17 protein-coding genes are annotated in these 19,004 nt (G+C 53.2%); 10 read left to right on the top strand and 7 right to left on the bottom strand.

Annotated features, from left to right (window positions below):
* Window positions 1-3: 3 nt before the first annotated feature.
* Window positions 4-870 (bottom strand): right-handed parallel beta-helix repeat-containing protein, encoded by an 867-nt coding sequence (locus AC5DDB_RS08790; protein ID WP_491739336.1) that lies wholly within the window; start codon window positions 868-870, stop codon window positions 4-6.
* 545 nt (window positions 871-1,415) lie between these two features.
* On the opposite strand from AC5DDB_RS08790, the gene rbp reads away from it, so the two are divergent.
* The 8 genes from rbp to AC5DDB_RS08830 all read left to right on the top strand — a co-directional run bounded on the left by rbp (window position 1,416) and on the right by AC5DDB_RS08830 (window position 9,826).
* Window positions 1,416-1,688, top strand: coding sequence for an RNA-binding regulator (rbp, locus tag AC5DDB_RS08795; protein ID WP_491739337.1), 273 nt, complete (start codon window positions 1,416-1,418; stop codon window positions 1,686-1,688).
* 350 nt (window positions 1,689-2,038) lie between these two features.
* Window positions 2,039-2,209: a DUF1328 domain-containing protein gene (locus AC5DDB_RS08800; protein ID WP_491739338.1), complete on the top strand. Its 171-nt coding sequence runs from the start codon at window positions 2,039-2,041 to the stop codon at window positions 2,207-2,209.
* A 471-nt stretch (window positions 2,210-2,680) separates the two neighbouring features.
* Window positions 2,681-4,792, top strand: a complete 2,112-nt coding sequence (gene flhA / locus AC5DDB_RS08805; protein ID WP_491739339.1) for a flagellar biosynthesis protein FlhA — start codon at window positions 2,681-2,683, stop codon at window positions 4,790-4,792.
* Window positions 4,793-4,856: 64 nt separating this feature from the next.
* The gene (flhF, locus tag AC5DDB_RS08810) at window positions 4,857-6,221 is read left to right on the top strand and encodes a flagellar biosynthesis GTPase FlhF (protein WP_491739340.1); all 1,365 of its coding nucleotides are present in this window, start codon (window positions 4,857-4,859) and stop codon (window positions 6,219-6,221) included.
* Window positions 6,222-6,263: 42 nt separating this feature from the next.
* Entirely contained in the window at window positions 6,264-7,172 is a 909-nt protein-coding gene (locus AC5DDB_RS08815) for a P-loop NTPase (RefSeq protein WP_491739341.1), read from the top strand.
* A gap of 388 nt (window positions 7,173-7,560) precedes the next feature.
* The gene (locus AC5DDB_RS08820) at window positions 7,561-7,827 is read left to right on the top strand and encodes a hypothetical protein (RefSeq protein WP_491739342.1); all 267 of its coding nucleotides are present in this window, start codon (window positions 7,561-7,563) and stop codon (window positions 7,825-7,827) included.
* Between the two features lie 137 nt (window positions 7,828-7,964).
* Window positions 7,965-8,741, top strand: coding sequence for a FliA/WhiG family RNA polymerase sigma factor (locus AC5DDB_RS08825; RefSeq protein ID WP_491739343.1), 777 nt, complete (start codon window positions 7,965-7,967; stop codon window positions 8,739-8,741).
* A gap of 182 nt (window positions 8,742-8,923) precedes the next feature.
* The gene (locus AC5DDB_RS08830) at window positions 8,924-9,826 is read left to right on the top strand and encodes a hypothetical protein (RefSeq protein ID WP_491739344.1); all 903 of its coding nucleotides are present in this window, start codon (window positions 8,924-8,926) and stop codon (window positions 9,824-9,826) included.
* Between the two features lie 8 nt (window positions 9,827-9,834).
* Here AC5DDB_RS08830 and AC5DDB_RS08835 read toward each other — a convergent pair whose 3' ends face one another.
* Window positions 9,835-10,437, bottom strand: coding sequence for a Uma2 family endonuclease (locus AC5DDB_RS08835; protein WP_491739345.1), 603 nt, complete (start codon window positions 10,435-10,437; stop codon window positions 9,835-9,837).
* 77 nt (window positions 10,438-10,514) lie between these two features.
* Window positions 10,515-11,315, bottom strand: coding sequence for an SDR family NAD(P)-dependent oxidoreductase (locus AC5DDB_RS08840; protein WP_491739346.1), 801 nt, complete (start codon window positions 11,313-11,315; stop codon window positions 10,515-10,517).
* 412 nt (window positions 11,316-11,727) lie between these two features.
* Between AC5DDB_RS08840 and AC5DDB_RS08845 the strand changes: the two genes are divergently transcribed.
* Window positions 11,728-11,937 (top strand): hypothetical protein, encoded by a 210-nt coding sequence (locus AC5DDB_RS08845; RefSeq protein ID WP_491739347.1) that lies wholly within the window; start codon window positions 11,728-11,730, stop codon window positions 11,935-11,937.
* Here AC5DDB_RS08845 and AC5DDB_RS08850 read toward each other — a convergent pair.
* Window positions 11,934-12,176 carry a hypothetical protein gene (locus AC5DDB_RS08850; protein WP_491739348.1) on the bottom strand — a complete coding sequence of 81 codons (243 nt, stop codon included), beginning with the start codon at window positions 12,174-12,176 and terminating at the stop codon, window positions 11,934-11,936. The genes AC5DDB_RS08845 and AC5DDB_RS08850 overlap by 4 nt on opposite strands.
* Window positions 12,177-12,246: 70 nt before the next feature.
* Between AC5DDB_RS08850 and AC5DDB_RS08855 the strand changes: the two genes are divergently transcribed.
* Entirely contained in the window at window positions 12,247-12,582 is a 336-nt protein-coding gene (locus tag AC5DDB_RS08855) for a hypothetical protein (RefSeq protein ID WP_491739349.1), read from the top strand.
* 163 nt (window positions 12,583-12,745) lie between these two features.
* Here the strand turns inward: AC5DDB_RS08855 and AC5DDB_RS08860 are convergent, their stop codons facing one another.
* The 3 genes from AC5DDB_RS08860 to AC5DDB_RS08870 form a co-directional block, all read right to left on the bottom strand.
* Window positions 12,746-14,443, bottom strand: a complete 1,698-nt coding sequence (locus tag AC5DDB_RS08860; RefSeq protein WP_491739350.1) for a SpoIIE family protein phosphatase — start codon at window positions 14,441-14,443, stop codon at window positions 12,746-12,748.
* 210 nt (window positions 14,444-14,653) lie between these two features.
* On the bottom strand, window positions 14,654-15,934 hold the full coding sequence (locus tag AC5DDB_RS08865) for a glucuronate isomerase (protein WP_491739351.1): 1,281 nt from the start codon (window positions 15,932-15,934) through the stop codon (window positions 14,654-14,656).
* Window positions 15,935-16,070: 136 nt separating this feature from the next.
* The gene (locus AC5DDB_RS08870) at window positions 16,071-18,962 is read right to left on the bottom strand and encodes a WD40 domain-containing protein (RefSeq protein ID WP_491739352.1); all 2,892 of its coding nucleotides are present in this window, start codon (window positions 18,960-18,962) and stop codon (window positions 16,071-16,073) included.
* Window positions 18,963-19,004: the final 42 nt, after the last annotated feature.

The following is a 19,004-nucleotide window of genomic DNA, read 5'->3' on the forward strand; positions in this document are numbered from 1 at the left end:
CGTCTATTCTTCCACGACGGGTTGTGGAGAAATATTGTCTTCGTTGTCGATACGAATGACGCCACGTTCGCGAACAAGAATGGAGTACTTGCCGTTCTTGTTCGCGGTAACGTTTTGCAGACTCGCCGAAGACGAACCGCCGACGAAAATCCCTGCTCGGCCGTTCTCTTCGCAAGTCACATTCTGAAGCGTGACGTTCCGACTGAGGTCGTGCAGGCTGATTCCGTCAACACGCCAGTGACGAATGGTAAGGTCTTCAATGACCACGCTGTCCACATCGTGTAGCGTCAACCCCGTGGTTCGTCCGGCAATTCGCAAGTCCAACATTGCGGGTTCGATGAGCCGATCCGTGCCTAGGAAAATGGAACCATTGCTGACGGTCCATTGATTCGGCTGGGGTTTCGGTTGCTCACCGTATGGCGTTTCGATCCGCTCCAACTGCGTGTCGCCACCCGCCATCAGCAAGTAATACCCTTTGCGGTTGGGTGCGAATTGCCACAGCGACGGGTTGATTCTTCGCCATCGACCCAGCGGAATAGCTTGGGAGCCGTCTAGAACTGCACCATGACCCCGCAATACGAACCGCAGCGGACCGATCCCACGGAATTGATCCCCAGAGAGCGAAATCGGTTCGCGATATGGAACCCCCGTGTTCGCCAAATGGAGGATGTCACCAGGTTGACACAGGGAAAGTCCTCGTGAGATCGAACGCACCGGCCCCCGCGTCGCACTAATAATTTCGCCAGCGTGCCCGTCGAATGCGTCGTTACCTTGCCGATTGTTCACGAAGACTTCAGCCGCCGATGCGGAAACAGACGCAATCGCCAATAGGCAGAAGGAAACGGCAACGGTTCGAGACAGTGATTTCACGTGGGGCACTCAGGAAAGACGTTCGAAGATTGTCGATATCGGGCCTATCAATCAGCATCGGCACGAACTCGCGACCGATTAGTTCCGATTCCCTGGCTGGTCCGCAAAAGAAGCTGAGACGCAAGAGACACTCCATGCGAACCGCTTAGCTCATGCAAGTCAAACATTCGCACAAGTGAACATAACCTATAAAATTGCAAAAAACGGAACAAATGGTCTGTGCGTACTCTGTCAGAAGACTTATAGTAGTGTCCATGCTGCCAACATGGGTTGGCAGCGAATTGAGATGACTTCTAATCAGTCCAACTCGTTCGGCAGTATGCGACAGGCAAATTATCGGCGGGAATTCTTCCCGTTGAGAACCGAGTTCGTCATTGGGTCCGATACAGTATGGTCAGCGACTTTTGGATTGGATTGTCAGCACGTCGGGAGTGTTGCCAATCAGTCGGATCGGTTCGTGGTGGACCGGGGCGGTTGGATGTCGATCTCAACGACCGTTTAGTTTTGTTTGGGGCTGCACAAGCCCACAGAGGATGAGAATGAGCATGAATTTGTTTGTAGGGAACCTGCCCTACTCCACCACGGACGAAGATTTGCGTGACACGTTTGCTCCTTACGGAGAAGTGACTCGCGCACAAGTGATTAATGATCGCGAAACCGGCCGCAGCCGTGGCTTTGGTTTTGTCGAGATGGCATCTGGCGGACAAGAAGCGATCGACGCTTTGAACGAAGCCGACTTGGGTGGTCGCCCACTGAAAGTCAACGAAGCTCAACCGCGAGAAAACCGTCCACGTGGCGGTGGCCAACGCCGCTACTAAGCTACCCGATTCGGAATAGCGAAAACTTAAAAACCTTGGCCGTCCCGACCGGCCAAGGTTTTTTGTTGCGCTGACTTCATTCTCTTGGCCGTTTCCGAACCACCTTGTTCTTTCATCGATCGAAAACAGCCCTCATCATCTCAGGCTTTGTCCCTGTTGAAAAAAAAACATGCGGTTTCCCCTGGCGAAAACAGAAATCTTTGTGTTGCGGAGAGGCTTTGGCACGCTGGCTGCTCTACGTTCTTTCAACAGGCGAGCAACTGACTGCGAACAGTAATGTTGCTCTTAACACAAACTGGTTGTTGCATCCATAAACGACAACCTTACCAAACAGCTTCAGAGGTGATCACATGTTAGGTTGGGCATTAACGTTTCTCGTCATCGCTTTGATCGCAGCCGTCTTTGGATTCGGTGGGGTTTACTCCGCAGCGACCGGTATTGCCAAGATTTTGTTCTTCGTCTTCTTGGTCCTGTTCGTCGTCAGCTTGATCTTCGGTCGTGGTCGTACCCCGACTGTGTAGCGTTGTAAGTATCGGAAGAATTCGAACGAGCCTCGTGCCCGACTGGGCCGAATGCAGACACAACTCCATGACCACACCAGGCCGGTCTTAAGAGCCTGATTCTTCATAGATCACAGCCCCGGTTGGTAGCCATTCCAACCGGGGCTGTTTTGCGTCTGTGGATTCTACAACCCACCTATCTTTTTGCAGATTTGACACAGTTGTAGAGATGACAAGCCAAGCTGTCGGTTTTTCAAAGATTCTACTGAAACCAATCTGGACGTCTTCGAAAAGATTGTCTAAATAGCGTCTCGCCCATTCGGGCCAACTCTCTCTCAGATCAGTCAACCAACTCAACACGCAATTTGTCGATTACTTTCATTTCGGCAAAAATTTCAGTTTGTCATTCGTACAAATCCGAAGCCGCTGGCTTGAGAGCCAATCGGTCGACGATCAAGTTGCGTCTTGGCGACCTGAATGTAGGAGACTTTCATGTCATCGGATACACCCCTAAGCTGGCGAGGATTTGCAGCCCAGCAACGGGGATATCTTGTTCCGATTTTCATCATCTCGGCCGTGCTAATTCTTTTCGCACCGTTGCCGCCGATCATGATGGACCTCCTGCTAGCCTGTAACGTCACGCTCTCTGTTCTGATCTTGTTAACAACGATCTACGTCGGCAAGCCACTCGACTTCTCAGTGTTTCCGACGATTCTGCTTGGGACAACCTTAGCACGACTTGTATTAAACGTAGCCTCGACCCGACTAATTCTTTCCGGTGCGGAATCTCGAGGAACGGCAGCAGCCGGTCAGGTGATTGAAGCATTCGGGAAATTCGTCTCAGGTGACAATGTAGTCGTCGGGGTGATCATCTTCGTGATTATTGTCGTGATTCAATTTGTCGTGATCACGAAAGGTGCAACTCGTATTAGTGAAGTGACCGCTCGCTTTGCCCTAGACGGAATGCCGGGCAAACAAATGGCGATCGATGCGGATCTCAATGCCGGGTTAATAAACTCCGAACAAGCCCGCAAACGACGTGATGAAGTTGCCGAACAAGCAGACTTCTATGGGGCGATGGACGGTGCTAGCAAGTTCGTTCGCGGTGATGCCGTTGCAGGTATCATTATTACAGTGATCAACATCGCCGGCGGTTTGTATGTCGGCATGATTCAGCTCGATATGGACTTCGGTCAAGCTGTCGAAGTCTTTACGACCTTGACGATTGGTGACGGTCTCGTTTCACAAGTTCCGGCTTTCCTAGTTTCACTAGCAGCCGCCTTAATTGTGACGAGAACGTCTAGTACTTCGAATCTATCCTATGATGTTTTGTCTCAAGTTTTCGGTCACGCGGAATCTTTGATTCTCTCGGCAGTCTTTCTCGCGATCCTCTCGACAACTGGGTTACCTTTTATCCCGCTAATATGTCTCAGTATTGCGTGTGGTCTTTTGGGTCGCCAAGTCTTGCAGGACAAAAATGCACCGGAAGCAACCCAAGAAAACACGGAAGAGCAACCCGAAGAAGCACCGCAAGAACCGAAACTCGAAGACGAACTGGCAGTCCCGCCACTTGCTGTTGAACTTGGTGTGGGCTTGGTGCCACTTGCAGACCCGAATTCAGAACATGATCTCACAGAACGAATCAAACGTGTTCGACAGATGCTCGCCCAAGAACTCGGCATCCTGATGCCAAACGTTCGAATTCGCGACAATGTCTTACTGAATCCAAACTCATATCGTATCAAACTCCGAGATGTTCCAATTGCTCAAGCGGACTTGCAAGTCGAAGGTTATCTTGCGGTCGATACCGGCGGGGTCACTGCACCGGTCCCAGGGATTGATACGATCGATCCAGCGTTTGGCCGCGACGCAAAATGGATTGAACCGGCCTTCAAAGATCGTGCAGAACTCTTTGGTTACCATGTCGCCGAACCTTCACTCGTGCTAACGACCCACCTGCTTGAAGTCGTTCGGAAACATAGTAGCGAACTATTGACTCGACCACTCGTCTATGAACTATTGGAACACCTCAAAGAACAATCTCCAAAGCTCGTTGAAGACTTAATTCCACAACCGCTGTCGGTGCCGTCCTTGCATCAAGTCCTACGGAACTTGTTACGCGAACGAATCGCCATCCGCGACTTGGAAACAATTCTAACCGCTCTTGGAGACTATGTTTCTAAGACTGACAATCTCGATGTCCTCACAGAGTACACACGGCTTGCATTAGCCCGAAGCATCTCGCAGAAGTATCGTGACCCGAACGACGGTGTGTTGCGAGTTGTCACTCTCGAACCTGGTGTCGAAAACATTTTCGCTGCGGCTTTGAAGTCGGGTGATCAAGGATTGCGACTCGATGTCGCACCACAGATTGCAGAGGCGTTCATCCGGGCTCTTGCTGATCAGCTTCAGCCCTTTGAAATTCGTGGAAGCCATCCGGTGCTAGTTTGCGGACCTGCGATTCGTGCCGGAATCAAGAAACTGACGGAGCCTGATCTCCCAAGTCTCGCAGTCTTAAGTACGAATGAAATTATGCCGGATCTTGATATTGAAGCCCTGGGACAAGTCTCCTTGGAAAGTCTGCAAGGTGTTGCTGCGACTTAGTAAACTGCTCTGACATCGAACGACTGAACTTGAGAACCTGTGCATTCAAGAGGATTTTGAAACGATGGCCGATGTTCGCACTTTCCGGGCAGCAACAATGCGAGAAGCGTTGCAGATCGTCCGTGACGAGATGGGAGCCGATGCTGTCATTCTCCATACTCGACAAGTCGAAACAAAACGACGTTTGCCGTGGAGTCGTCCGCAGGAAGAAGTGGAAATCACCGCTGGTCGGAATGTTAATGTTCGACCGGCTAACGCCTATCGTCCACGCCCAACGCCCGTAAAATCCGTACAGCGATCGCCGGAAAGTTTGCCGAAGACTCCACAAACGACGAACGCTCCGATCGATCAACCGAAGACTAAGAAGCCAGAAAGCAATAGCTCTGCTATCGGCTTACAGACAACTACGATCGAGAAAAGCCGACACACTCTCGTTTCTGGTCGGCTCGAAGTGTCTAGCAAGTTGCCGGAAGTTCAGCCGGATGCCAAGCGATACGATGCGATCGAAGAACAGCTCAAAGTGATTCAAAAGATGTTGAAAGACTTGGGTATTGGTCAGCCTAGCAGTCAAACCAAGTCGAACGAGGAGCGACCTGAAGTTCTGCAGATGCTGTCTCAACGACTAATGGCCGAAGACGTTGATGCCGAGATCGCAGAGGATTTGTTGAACGAACTCGAACAGGAAGCAACTCCGAATATCTTGAAGGATTCATCTGCTGCCACTGCATTGTTGACGGCTCATGTCGAACGACGGCTGAAGATTGGTTCGCCGATCGCGGTACAACCTGGTAAACGCAAAGTGGTGGCTCTTGTCGGTGCGACGGGCGTTGGGAAAACAACAACTATTGCAAAACTAGCGGCCGATTTTCGTCTGCGAGACGGAATTCGCATGGGTCTAGTCACGGTAGATACCTATCGAATTGCAGCGGTCGAACAACTTCATACCTATGCAGAAATTCTCGATCTGCCCATGAAAGTCGTCACGAATCCGCTCGAAATGCGACGGGCGTTAGACGAACTTGCCGGGCTTGATCTTGTGTTGATCGATACCGCTGGTCGTAGCCCGCGTGATGAAATGCAAATTCAGGAACTCAAAAGATTGCTAGCTGCAGCGAATTGTGATGAAGTTCAGCTTGTGCTCAGCGCGACGGCGAGTTCTCGCAGTCTGCTAGCGACGGCAAAACAGTTCCAAGCAGCGAATGCCACTTCGATTATTCTTAGTAAACTTGATGAAGCGAGCCAACTTGGTTCCTTGTTGTCACTGGCACAAGAAGTCGACTTGCCGATTAGTTATCTAACAACAGGGCAGGATGTGCCGGACGACATCGAACCAGCTCGGGCGGAACGTGTGGCTCGTTTAATTCTGGGTCGCGATGAAGTTGCCAGAGCGCCTAGGATGCGACGGCAAGTGGAAACAGTGGAACAATAGGGTGCCGGCGGTTCTCTCTTTTTCGTCTCTGTGGAAATCTCGATGAGTGATCAAGCAATGGCACTACGCGGTTTGATGGAGCGACGTCAGTCGACTCACGACCGTTGGGCCGATACGCCAACCGAAGCCTCTCGAGCCGCGACAAGTGTTGCGATTACGAGTGGAAAGGGCGGTGTCGGAAAGAGTCATCTTGCATTGAACTTAGCCATTCAATTGGCTCGAACCGGCTCGACGGTTCGGTTGTTCGATGCAAACTTCGGTCATGGGAGTCCGGAACTACTGTGTGGGTTGAACGCCTATTGGAATCTTCGGCATGTGTTGATGGGAGCTCGGTCGCTTCAGGAAATCATGGTGGACGGTCCTTGTGGGGTTCAGATCGCGCCCGGATGCGGGTGCCTGTATGAAGCCGACGAGTTTCCACGGTCCGCGTTCGATAGTCTATCCGCTCAACTGAGTCCCTTAGAACAAACCGACGACTTTTGGATTTTCGATATGGGCTCGGGACTCAGCCGGGCCGTGCGAAGAATTGCTTCGCAGACGGATCTTGCTTTAGTCGTCACCACACCGGAGCCAACTAGCCTAGCAGATGCCTATGCAACGATTAAGTCGCTGGCGGCTGTCGAGCATGCTCCGGAAATTGAAGTCATTTTGAATCAAGTGGAAAGTCTGTCACAAGCGGAGGAGATCTCCGATCGCTTGCGACGAACTGTGAAAACATTCCTCCGATCCAACCTGAACATGGCTGGTTCGGTGCCGAAGGATGATGACGTCGTGACAGCGACGATCGACCAAGAACCGTTTTCATTGTCGAGTCCTCAGAGTCCGGCATCGTTAGCGGTGGGACGAATCGTTCGTCGACTACGACGAATGCAAGAGGGTATGCAATCCCGTGGGAAACTCCGCAGTTATCTGCATGAGCAGTCGGAGCAATCGGTGTTGCTACCAAGTTAGTTAGAATACAACTGTGACGGCCGGTCCTTGTTGCGAGCTTGGATCAGTCGGTTTCATCATCATGACCAACGGATTGTGGTTCCGTGATCCCTTGGAAGTGATGATGCCAAGAGTTTAGTTAGAAGCCACGGAACGTCTCTCTCTCACTCATTTTTCTTATCAAATCCCTAGTTACCGATGTCAGTTGTCTTCGTCACGAAGATGATGGCGCTCAAGTTACGCACCACGAAATAGGCTTGCCTGTGGAAATGGTGTAGCTGCGAAAAGTTTTCCGATTATTCGGGAAATGATGAATATGCAGCTGCAGTCTTGCCGATCATAGATAAGGTCAAAAAATCGATTGATCGACTGGTTCTGCCATGCTGCGAATTCGTTGGAGGTTCAACGATTGAGTTTACATTTTGCTTTTCAATTGGCGTTGATCGCGTTTGCGACAGTCACGTTGAAAGCTGTTGTGAATCGAGCGGATCTTGAAGGATCGTTGACTTCCGCATTGATTACCGGCGTCGCATTCGGCGGGTTGGGATTGATCACTGGCGAGCTTGCTCGTCGAATCGTCGAAGAACAAGTTCAAACGGAGTTTGAAGCATGGAAATCGAATCACTTGAGTGAGCTTTCCCAGGTTCAGGGACAGACGAGCGAATCTGAATCCTGAACGTGATTGCTCGCGTTAGATCTATCACCGAGCTTAACCACTCGGCTTACTTAACCGAAGGCTTGGGCAAGATGCCTAAGCTCATCGCAATCCTCAGTTGTCGGATTGTCGATAAATTGATCACCACGGAGGCGAGAATGGCGACCAAGGTCACCGAGGACGTCACGGAAGTTTGGCACTCTTACAAAGCCGATCAGACCGATAAAGCGTTGCGGAACCGTTTGATCGAACGGTATCTGCCGTTGGTCCGCTATAATGCGGAGAAGGTTTGGTCAAAGCTCCCTGAAGGTGTCGATCTCAACGACCTGATGTCTGCAGGGGTCTTCGGCTTGATGGACGCGATCGATGCATTCGACATGGATCGCGGTGTCAAGTTTGAAACGTACTGCGTTCCGCGTATTCGTGGGGCAATGCTCGACGAGCTTCGCACGATGGACTGGGTTCCGCGACTTGTGCGAAGCAAGGCGAGCAAACTTGAAGCGGCTCGGAAAGAGGCCGAAGCTGAAGCCGGTCGCCCGCCGACAGATCAAGAGATCGCTACCAAGATGCAGCTTCCACTCCCTGAGTTTGAGAAGCTCAAAAGCGAGGCGAGTGCGGTCAACCTCGTCAGTCTCAACAAGAAATGGTATGAGACCGACTCGTACAAAGATGTTCGGGAAATTGATATTCTCGAAGATCAAAAAGGCGAGGATCCGACGCTCGGTCTGCAAAAACGCGATCTGATGAAGCTGGTAACGAAGGGCCTGAACCGCAACGAACGGCTCATCATCATTCTGTACTACTATGAAGAACTGACCATGAAGGAAATCGGTACAACCTTGGGGTTGTCCGAAAGCCGCGTCAGTCAGATGCACTCGAGCATCGTGGCCCGATTGAAAGATCAGTTAGGTCGTCGGCGTCCCGAATTCGGTTGAGCGGTTCGGTTTCGCTCGCCGAATGTCAGGCTACTACCAGTGATCTCCCGTGGTTGTCTATTAACCCCGCTTTCAAGCGGGGTTTTCTTTTTGCGCTGGCGTCGCAATCCCGGTAGCGGTCGGTTGTCGATCTGATAGAATGGAGCGTGAGAAAAGACTGTTCCTACAAAGGATCGTGCTCGATGTTTCGCCAAATTTCGTTGCTTCTTCTTGTCCTGTTGAGTTTCACCGCCTCCGCTTCCGCCCAAATCCGTGAGTGGAAAAGCGGCGATGGCTCCGTACGTGGGCAGTATATCGGTGTTGATGGCATCAGTGTGATCATCGTGAATTCTCAGGGTGAGCAGCAGAAACTCTCTTACTTCCTTCAGTCGTCGCAGAACCAAGCCTTCATCCGAGAACAACTTCGGCGGAAGGACGACTTGGATTCGTTGCCAAAGGCTGGCGAAGAACGCAACTGGACCCAGAACAACGGAGACACGTTCGCTGGTCGATTTGCCGGGGCCGACCAAAGCTACATCTACATTTTAGCGAACGGAAACGTGCAGGCGGTCGAGAAGTCGAAACTCAGTCGCTCTGATGTCGAGTATGCCGAACGGGTTCTTCGAGACCCGGCTGCCAGTGGTGTTCCTAGTCTTGGAAGTGGAAGCACAACGCCGGAACCAGAGAGTACCGAACCTCCCAAAGAACCCGAGAACGAGAACAAGCCAAGCTCGACCGATTTCTTTAGTCCCTCGAATACTGAACCAACCGACGATGGGAACTCGCGTCCCGAGAACACCAACAATGACGGGAATTCAACCCCAGTCAATGCGGCATCGACCGACCAAGCTTCGAATCGAACGGCTCGAGAACAATCACGACGGAAAGCGATGGCGTCGGTGGCCTCCCAGCGACCGTTTTACGTGCCCCCCTCCAACAATGTGACGGCCTTCGGCCAAGCAGAAGGGGCCGCTGCCGGCGCTGTAGTGAGTTACGCCGCTGCCGGTGGTGGATTGAGCTTCATCCAGATCGTGGCCATCATTCTCACGATAGCTGCTATCGCCGCTGTCGGCATGCAGTACGCCGGTCAACGCAAAACCAATTGACGCTCGTCTCACTCGGGCTGTGTACGATCACGACGGTGGCTCCACCATTCCGGTTCTTTGAACAAGTTCGCAACAGGAATCTGAAACGACGGAACCACAGAGTCGCCAAACAATATTTCGTGATCGCGAAGTCGCTTCGAGGGGCGGTTCTGGTAGTAGCGATGGACTTGGGATTCTTCGGTATCAATCACCCAGATTTGTTCGACACCACGCTTGAGATACCGTTTGACGCGGGCTCCCATCGCTACTCGGCGATCGTTGGTGGAAGCGATTTCGACCACTAAGACCGGGACGGTTTCGGAGATCAATTCGTCGAGTTCGCTGAACCAAGTGCCCCCGCGGAAGTAACTCACTGCAGGGCTGAGTACGGTGTCCGGGCGACGTTGAACAACGATCAGATGATCGAAACAGGCATACCCATGCGGTCCATCCGCCTGTTGACTGGCCTTCGCGAAGGCTTTTGACAGGTTCAGCACCGTGGTTCCATGACGATCGTCCGGCGGTTCCAAGCGGACGGTGTCGCCAGCGATGAGTTCGATCCAGCGGCCACCATCGGGAAGATCGAACCGGTTGGCGGCAAATTCTTCAGCGGTCATCGTTGTTTGAGGCATCGGCCTAATCTCCTCGACAGTCGCGAATTGCTAAGACATTATACCGACTCGACTGACGCCAGTCTCCCGATTGGACTTCAACTGCCCAGGCTTTCCTCGGGAATCGGCCAGTTGATCCCGGCGGACATTCCGCCATCGACGTAAATCGTTTGTCCGGTCATGAACCGGGACGCATCCGACGCCAAGAAAATCGTCGCTCCGACGAGATCTTCCACCTCACCCAATCGTCCAAGTGGGGTATTGCGTTCACCCCATCCTCGAATGGTTTCGTCGGACCAGAGTTTATTCGTCAGGTCGGTGAGGATGAAACCGGGAGCCAACCCGTTCACACGAACGCCCCGCGGTCCCCATTCCAACGCCAACGAGCGGGTCATCATCGACAACCCGGCTTTACTCATTGCATACGGAGCAACCCCCTTGAGGGGTGCGTAGGTGTTGAGGGAATCGATGTTGATTTGCACGCCTTGGCCATGGTTCAACATTGCTTTCCCGACCGCTTGCGAGAGGAGAAAAGCTCCCTTGAGATTGATGTCGAGAATGAAATCGTACTCCGCTTCGGAGAAACTCTCGACCCGTTTGCGTTGATTGACTCCTGCGACGTTGACCAGCACATCGATTTGTCCGAAGTCGCTGAGTGTTGTGGCAACGAGTTCCGCGATTTGCGTGGAATTGGACACGTCACAAGCGATCGCGCGGACCGGGTGTTCTGAAGTCGACATCGCCTGGGTAGCCGATTCCAACGTCTCGGCGTTTCGTCCGGTGATGATGACTTTCGCGCCCCGTTGGGCGAACCCTTCCGCCAACGCAAACCCGATTCCACGACTCCCGCCGGAGACCAAAACCACGCGATCGGAGACTGAAAACAATGAATCGGACATGAATGGCTTTCCACGAAATTGGGGACAGGAGACGGGGGTTAGAGATTAGGGGTTCGAGATTAGCACACTCGTCGGTCTGGTCTCAGAGATCAACGCGAGATTTCCGAACGGAACTCGACAATTCGCCAGCTCTATCAGGTTTCACTTTTCCGTCCAAACTCCCGATCGCTGACTTCTGCTTCCCGCCTCTTGATTGATTTTTCCGCGAACCATCTTGGCCCATTTTTGATCGGAAGGGTAGGGCGTGAGGTTCGCGAGGGTCAAAAAATTTTGACACCACGAGTATCGCGGTTCTAATAGAACTGTTCAGAAGAGTCCGGTCGGAGTTGTATGTTGACTCTTAAAACCTGGACTCGCGGGCCAAACGTAACTTGAGGAACACTCAAAAATTTGGAACGAGGAGTAAAGGCGTATGAAACTGACGCACTGGCTAACGCTGTGGAAATCCGATTGGCAACCCGCGTTCGAAACGACAGGCGAAGCTGCGTTTTCCGGGTTCAGCCGATTCCTGAAACGCCCCTCGGGCCAGTTGCGGTTCTTACATCACCAGAGAACACGCCAACCCTATAAGACTGCTCGCAGTCAACTTCCAACCACCCGATCGCCACGACCTGCCTCTTAACGCGTGGGCAAACTTCCGCTTTGGAATGTAGCGGTTTCCGTCTTGTGAAGGCCGGAAAGCAAACGCTTTTTCGCGACCTTCACAAGACGTGGAAGACCAAGGTCTCGATTGACGGCATGATCGTTGTAATCGGAAAGGTTGGCCGAAACTTCGTGTTTCAAGTTTTGAACGAAGCGTTCGAGTTTGCCCAACCGCTGAAATGATGGCAAATTACCCTGTCGGTTTTCCCCAACCGTCACAAGGGAGCTTTCCAAGCACGGACTGCCCGAGTTAGATTCGAGCCGACCCACTGGAAAGGTTGTAGCTCTCATGCCAGATGATTTTCAGGCCACCGAACTTGTCGTCGACCGGCGAGCCGGCCAAGATCGCCGATCGAAAGACCGCGTCTCTCGACTCAAACAAGACGCTTCCGCACCGCCAACGGAACGTCGTCAAAAAGTGGAACGTCGTCGCCAGATCGATCCCACGACCTGCGAACGGGACTACTCCGACGACGAAATCGAGTTCATGCGAGCCATGGACGAATACAAACGGAAAAGTGGTCGACAATTCCCGACTTGGAGCGAAGTTCTCGAAGTCTTGCGAAGCGTCGGCTATCGTAAGGTTGCCGAACCGACGGAAATCTTGCCGGATTCCAAATCATAAGTCGACGAATTTGCCGCTCGTCATCGACCAAACTTCACAAGAAAACCGCCATTTGCCGTGGCGGTTTTTTTGCGTTGAGAACAGGTGGGATCTCGAATAGTTTCCGTGTTCTCGGGGCGGGTTTCATCTCGTGAAATGCGGACACGAAAGACCGTGATACGGCCTAAGCATCGCGGCCGAAGGTCATGATCGTGATATCGTCGTTTTGCGGCCGTCCGTCGGCGTGCAGTCGCACATCCGCAAGTAACGCCTCGCCGAGTTCTCTCGCATCGGGGCTGCCCTCGCTGACGAATTTCACCACGCGATCTTTGCCGTAGAGATCACCGTTGGGGTTCATGGCTTCATCGACGCCATCGGTCACAATAACGACTGTGTCTCCGGGTTTGATTGAATGCGAGACGACATCGTAGGGGTAGTCTTCCATAATTCCGATCGGAATCCCGATGGTTTCATCGGGGAACTCTTCGGTTTTACCGTCGGCATGACGGATGATCGGCGACATATGCCCTGCATTCGCGAGTGTCATTTCGTTCGTCGTCAGGTCGATGATGACCAGCACGTAAGTGACGAACCGACCTTCCACCATGTTCGAGCACATATGCTTGTTGATCGCATGGATGGCATCACCGGCATCGTTCAAGAACGGCACGATGTTCTGCACGCAACTTGCGATTCGTGACATGATCAACGCGCCCGGCACACCTTTCCCGGCCACGTCGCCAAACGATAGGCAAATCTTGTCTTCGCCAAGCATGAATGCGTCGTAGTAGTCGCCGCCGACTGCTTGAGCCGAATCGTACGAGGCGAAAAATTGCCAACCATCGACGGCCGGCAAGAACTCCGGCAAGAGTGCCCGTTGCACTTTGCGAGCGATTTCCATCTCGCTGTCTTGCTTCATTTTTTCAAGATACGACTGCAACAGCCGGGCGTTCTCGAACGTGATCGCCGCCTGACCGGCAACTGCCTGGAGCAAGTCGAGGTCGTCTCGTGTGAATTTCTGAAAAGGATTGAGCGTATCGATGTTGATCACGCCGAGGACCTCTTGATTGAGGTCCAGCATCGGAACGCACATCAGCGAACGAATGCTCAAATTGGCGATCGACTCGCTAGCTTGGAACTGATCGTCACTGGCCGCATCGGCGGACAGCACACCAGATTTTTCTTCGATCACCTTGTTCAGAATTGTTCGGCTCAGTTTGACTGTCGAGTCTTCACCTTCGCGACGGTGTCGCTGATGGGCCGGCAACATTTTCCCGTTGTGGGGGTTTTTGACGAGGATACTGGCCCGGTCGGCGTGAGGAAATATCTCGAAAAGCGTATCGACCATCTTCGGCAGCATCTGCTTCGGATCGACCGTACCCGCCAAACTCAGCGTAATGTCGATAACGCCTTTGAGTTTTTTCTCCGGTTGCACATTGAGCACACCGAAGCCGCTACCCGTTACGACAGAATCGACAATGTTTGTGTTGGTCGGATCATCGTCTTCGGTCAGAAAGTCGTCGGAGAATTCGGGAGTCCGGGCGAGCGGTCGTTCTCCCGGACTTCCCGGTTTCTTCCAATCAGAGCCCGCAGACACTTCGGCTTCGTAACGGACGAGAATCGGCCCGAGTTTAATACGGTCATCGTGTTTCAGCTCGGTGCGGGCTTCCACTCGTTGACCGTTGAGAAACGTGCCATTGCCGCTGCCGTTGTCTTCAATATACGCTTTCCCATCGGCCAACGAGACTTTCGCATGCAGCCGAGAGACCATATTGGACTGCAATTGAATCGTACACGTCGGCAAACGGCCGAGTGTTGTCTCACCGTCCAACAAGCGGTACGGCTTGGCCTCTCCACTTTGAAGAACGACCAGAGTTGCCATTGTCAGCCCTCATCGATTACGTCTAACGAACGCCTATGTCCATGGTGGATGCGGAGGAACCTCTGCTGTTTCGGCCGCCACGGGACAGAAACCGCTCTGATCAAAAATCAACTGCATTATCGGTTCTGTCAGATTGTGAGTCGAGATGTGAACCACAATCGGAATCAAATCGCGAGTTTGCGTTTGGAGTGCTGATTATATCAAGACCGACTAGCGAGCGAAAATCCGTTCCGGGTTTCCTCGCAAAACGAGTTTCCCGAGGGCAACCGCTCTCTCTTCACTCCAACCTCGAGCGATGACAAAATCATCCGCCAACACCTTTGCCAAAACTCGCCGGTACATCGCAAATTTCGGCAACGCAAATTCGAGTTTGTACATATCGCTGTAGTAGCCGATTTGCTTGGTCTGCGGAACCGCTTGCAATCGGGCTTTCGTGTCTTGCTCGATGTGAACCGGAATGTTCGAGTACCACCAATGCCCGTTCGTTACGACATTCGGGAAAATCCAGGCATAGCTGACGAGTTCCTGATTGCTCGTCGGGGCCAACACCGAAATCGGGAAGGTCACATCGGGGAAGGCGTTGAACAACTCGCGATATTGAATCAGCGAAACGCGGGAATCGTACAAGTCTTGTCCTTGGAACACGCCGTCTTCGTAGACCCGGCGATTCACACCAATCATCAAATCGAACGGCAGTTTGTGTTCCGAGCAAAATTGAGCGAGCGTCCAGAACACGAATTGGCTGGAGATCGCTTGTTCGTCGGCTGTCAGTTCACGACCAGCTTGCATGGCTTGCAGAATCGGTTCCATGGTGGCGGAATCGACGTTCGCAGGTGAGAAGGTCGGCGGAATCGAAATCGCACATGCTCGGGCACCACGCGAGGTGAAGTGCTCGAACAGCTGACCAATGGCCTTCACCAATGCACCGCAGTCACTAAGTTCGACACCGCTCGCCTTAGTAAGTCGTTCGCGAACGCTAGGTTTCGCCAGGTGAAACACCAAGTCGTCTGTCCGCAAGCAGGGCACATAACGGTTCGAATCGAACCCTTCAAGTGGGTCGTCAAACTCGTTGGTGAGATAGACCTGCTCCAACTTGCTGTGCTTGAGAACTTGGTCTTCCCAATCGGACTGCCCCATCTTCGCCAGGGCGTTATCGTAGAGTTTTTCCCAGTTGTCCGGCGTGATCCGGTCGGCTTCGAAGCCGAAAAACTCTTGGCAGATTTCGATGAGCCAACTCACTTGGATGGTGTTGTCCAAGTCGGCAAGTTTCTCGACCAACCGGCCCACTTTTTCCTTCGGGGAGATGCCGGGTTCTTCGATTTGCGACTTCGGCAAACCGGCGGAGTGGGCAAGCTCGGTGTAATAGTGGTACCCCATGATATCCGCCAACGTTTCCGACGCGGGCGAATGAGGGTTGATATGCGTGTGCGGATCAATCAGAACGAGAGATTCGAGTTCCGTCAGGATGTTTTGGGCAGGCTGAACCGACATGAAAGACCGTATCCGAAGGTTGAAAGTTCTCGGAATGGCGAACCGGGAAAAACAAAACCGGTCGACCACCAAACGTGCAGTTTGGCGACCGACCGACGGAACATCAAGCGTCGACTAGCAGGCGATGGCGGAACAGCTACTTCGCAGCTTGCGTGTTCGGATCCGCAACCGGTTCCGGCGCTGCAAACGTGAATACAGCCTGACCTTTGTCATTCCAAACCCGTAGCACACCATCTTCACCACCGGCGACAAAGAGTTTCCCATCCCGAGAGGCTGCCACCGAATACACGTAATCGGTCGCGCCGCCAAACGTGCGAACTTGACGTCGGTTCGAGGCGGTGTATTGCCGTACGGTTTTGTCGCCGCCACCGGTAATGACATCGTCACTCGTCCCGATGAACTGCAACGAGGTGACTTGCTTACCGTGCCCGGTGATTGTGGTGACTTGCTCGCCGGTTTCCACGTTCCAAACTTTGATGACGTTATCTGCACCGGCGGAGGCCAATCGTTGACCGTCGGCTCGCCAACTCACGTCCATCACATGATGCGTATGGCCTTCGAACGACCGCACGAATTCGCCGCTCTCGACTTTGAAGACCTTCACGAATTTGTCGGCTCCACCGGAAACGATTTGGCTACCATCGCGATTGAATTCCACCCCAAGAATCGTGTCGCTATGGGCATCCTCAATTGTTTTCGCGACGCTCTGTTTTTCGATATCGAAGATCACGAGTTCACCACTTCGGGACGGCTCACCGGAACCGGCCGCCAGTTTCTTGCCGTCGCGGCTGAAATCCAAGCTCAATACGCGATCGGAAAGTGGCGACATCGTGACATCGGCTGGGTCGTCCGCGTTGCTACCAAGTGTGCCGATGAGTTTCCAATCGGGAGTGGTATCCCAAACTCGTGCGGTCTGGTCGGCGGAGACCGACAGCAATCGATCTGCATCTAGGAAGACCAACGAAGCAACTGCCCCCGAGTGACCGGAGAGACGTTCCAATGCTTGCCCGGTCTCGGCGTTCCACAGATGAATCGCTTGGTCTTCCCCCGCGGTGGCGAGTAACTTGCCGTCGGCGGAAAACGCGACGCTTTGGAACGGTTTGCGAGATTCTTGCTCGGCTTTCTTTGCCTCTGCTTCTGCCGTTGTAGCGGCCGTTTGCTGTTGCTTCTTGGCTTCCAGTTCCGCTTTTTCAGCGGCAACGCGTTCGGTCGCCTTCGGAATCGCTTTTTCCGCCAGTTCGACGGAACGATCGGCCGCCGTTTTGGCGTCGTTCGCTTTTTTCAATTCCGCTTCTTGTTTGTCGAATTCTTTCTGAGCGTCTGCGACTTTCTTCTGCAAACCTGCATCGTCGGTCTTCTTAGCCAACTCGTCTTTGGCCGCTTTCAACTTCGTCTCGGCATCCGTGAATTTCTTCTGTGGGTCTTTGATCGCCTCGACCGCCTTCGTCTGGGCTTCTTTAGCAGATTTGACGGCGGCTTCCCGATCGGTCAGATTTTTCTCCGCAGCTTTCAACGCGGCATCTGCGAATTTGACTTGGCTGTCGATGACGGCTTTCGCTTCGGTGGCTTCGGTGACGGCCCGCTGTGCCAACACGTTGCCTTCCATCGTTGCGATGGCTTTGCCGTTCGCATCGTACAGTTTCGCTTGGCTATTCTGGCCGACCGCTGCGAAGAATTTGCCGTCGGGTCGTACGGCGACATCTCGCACGGGCGAGCCATGATTGAACGAACGAATTTGGCGTCCGTTGTTGAGATCCCATTGGCGGAACGTGTTGTCTTCGCTGCCGGACACAAACTGAGTGGCATTCGGCACCCAAGCCAATGATGTGACAGGTTTGCCATGTCCGGGGAATTCCCGGACGGGTTTGTTGGCTTCTTCCGGTTTCACGTCATCGCCGGTCGCGACCGGTCCCGCAGGCCAGAGACGAACTAGGTTATCCGCATGAGCAGTGAGGACTTGCCCGCCATCGGCAGTCAGCAAAACGTCGTGAATCGCTGCGGGTGTCTCGCGTTGCCAAGCCAAGGAACCGTCGGCGGTTTTCCAAGCTCGCACGATTTTGTCTTGCGAACCACCCACCAACAGTGAGCCGTCGGTTGAAAAGCTCAAACCGGTCACGGGAGCCGTCGCACCGGTCAAAGTGTGCGTGGTTTTTCCGTCAGCCAGGTTCACAAGTTTCACGGAATTATCCGCACTCGCAACAGCCGCTAGTTGGCCATTCGAAGTGACAGCAGTCGCCACAATTGAACCCAAACCTTCGATCTTTGAAATCGTCAAGTCTTCCGGACGCTGCCAAAGTTTGACGACTCGGTAACCGCCTGAAGCCAGCGTGCGACCATCCGGACTGAACGCCAAGGAATGCACGAAGTCTCGATGAGCGGCGCCGCTCGGGTACATCGGCTGACCGTTAAACTGTAGAGACTGGAGGTGGGGATCCTTGAGGGAAGCGACTTCCCGCCCGGTGCCCATGTCGTACATGGTGATTTGATTCGCACGTCCGGCGGCGGTGAATCGTGCCCAGGGGGAAAGTGCGATGGCATAAATCGACTGCACTTCCGAGGGCAGCGGCTGCCAGTTGACCATTTTCACGTCGCTTCCCGCCCCGCCAGCGGCTCCTTCGATAATCCATTGACGGAGAATCCCGAGTTCGTTTGGCGTCAGGGCGTGGGCGTCCATCTCGTTCGGCAATGGGGGCATGGCCGGTTTTTGTCCGCGAGCGGCAAGTTTGTAGATTAAACTTTTGTCTGGCTCTTTCGGCACTAACGCGGCTCCCGTCTTGCCGCCTTTGAGCATCAACTCGACTTCTTCGAGATTGAGTTTGCCCTCGTCGATGGCCACGTTATGACACGCGATGCAGTTCGCTTCGAGCACCGGGTACACGTCGCGTTCGTAATCGACCGGGCGTCCCAAGTTGACGGCAGCCGGTTTGATCGGCCCCGTTTCGGCGTCTTTTTTCTCGTCGGCTGCAAACGCGAATGTTGTCATGCTCAGGCCGACAACGATCGCCGAAATTCTAAAAATGTTCCGCATTCGATTTGTCCTCATCGCTTGTGGCCCAGCCGTTCGGATTTG

Source organism: Thalassoroseus sp. (genome assembly GCF_984380535.1).

Coding starts and splice junctions, on each gene's coding strand:
- AC5DDB_RS08870 (WP_491739352.1), bottom strand. CDS start 18,962: ATGCGGAACATTTTTAGAATTTCGGCGATCGTTGTCGGCCTGAGCATG.
- AC5DDB_RS08845 (WP_491739347.1), top strand. CDS start 11,728: ATGAAACTGACGCACTGGCTAACGCTGTGGAAATCCGATTGGCAACCC.
- AC5DDB_RS08835 (WP_491739345.1), bottom strand. CDS start 10,437: ATGCCTCAAACAACGATGACCGCTGAAGAATTTGCCGCCAACCGGTTC.
- AC5DDB_RS08840 (WP_491739346.1), bottom strand. CDS start 11,315: ATGTCCGATTCATTGTTTTCAGTCTCCGATCGCGTGGTTTTGGTCTCC.
- rbp (WP_491739337.1), top strand. CDS start 1,416: ATGAATTTGTTTGTAGGGAACCTGCCCTACTCCACCACGGACGAAGAT.
- AC5DDB_RS08825 (WP_491739343.1), top strand. CDS start 7,965: ATGGCGACCAAGGTCACCGAGGACGTCACGGAAGTTTGGCACTCTTAC.
- AC5DDB_RS08855 (WP_491739349.1), top strand. CDS start 12,247: ATGCCAGATGATTTTCAGGCCACCGAACTTGTCGTCGACCGGCGAGCC.
- AC5DDB_RS08865 (WP_491739351.1), bottom strand. CDS start 15,934: ATGTCGGTTCAGCCTGCCCAAAACATCCTGACGGAACTCGAATCTCTC.
- AC5DDB_RS08860 (WP_491739350.1), bottom strand. CDS start 14,443: ATGGCAACTCTGGTCGTTCTTCAAAGTGGAGAGGCCAAGCCGTACCGC.
- AC5DDB_RS08815 (WP_491739341.1), top strand. CDS start 6,264: ATGAGTGATCAAGCAATGGCACTACGCGGTTTGATGGAGCGACGTCAG.
- AC5DDB_RS08830 (WP_491739344.1), top strand. CDS start 8,924: ATGTTTCGCCAAATTTCGTTGCTTCTTCTTGTCCTGTTGAGTTTCACC.
- flhF (WP_491739340.1), top strand. CDS start 4,857: ATGGCCGATGTTCGCACTTTCCGGGCAGCAACAATGCGAGAAGCGTTG.
- flhA (WP_491739339.1), top strand. CDS start 2,681: ATGTCATCGGATACACCCCTAAGCTGGCGAGGATTTGCAGCCCAGCAA.
- AC5DDB_RS08800 (WP_491739338.1), top strand. CDS start 2,039: ATGTTAGGTTGGGCATTAACGTTTCTCGTCATCGCTTTGATCGCAGCC.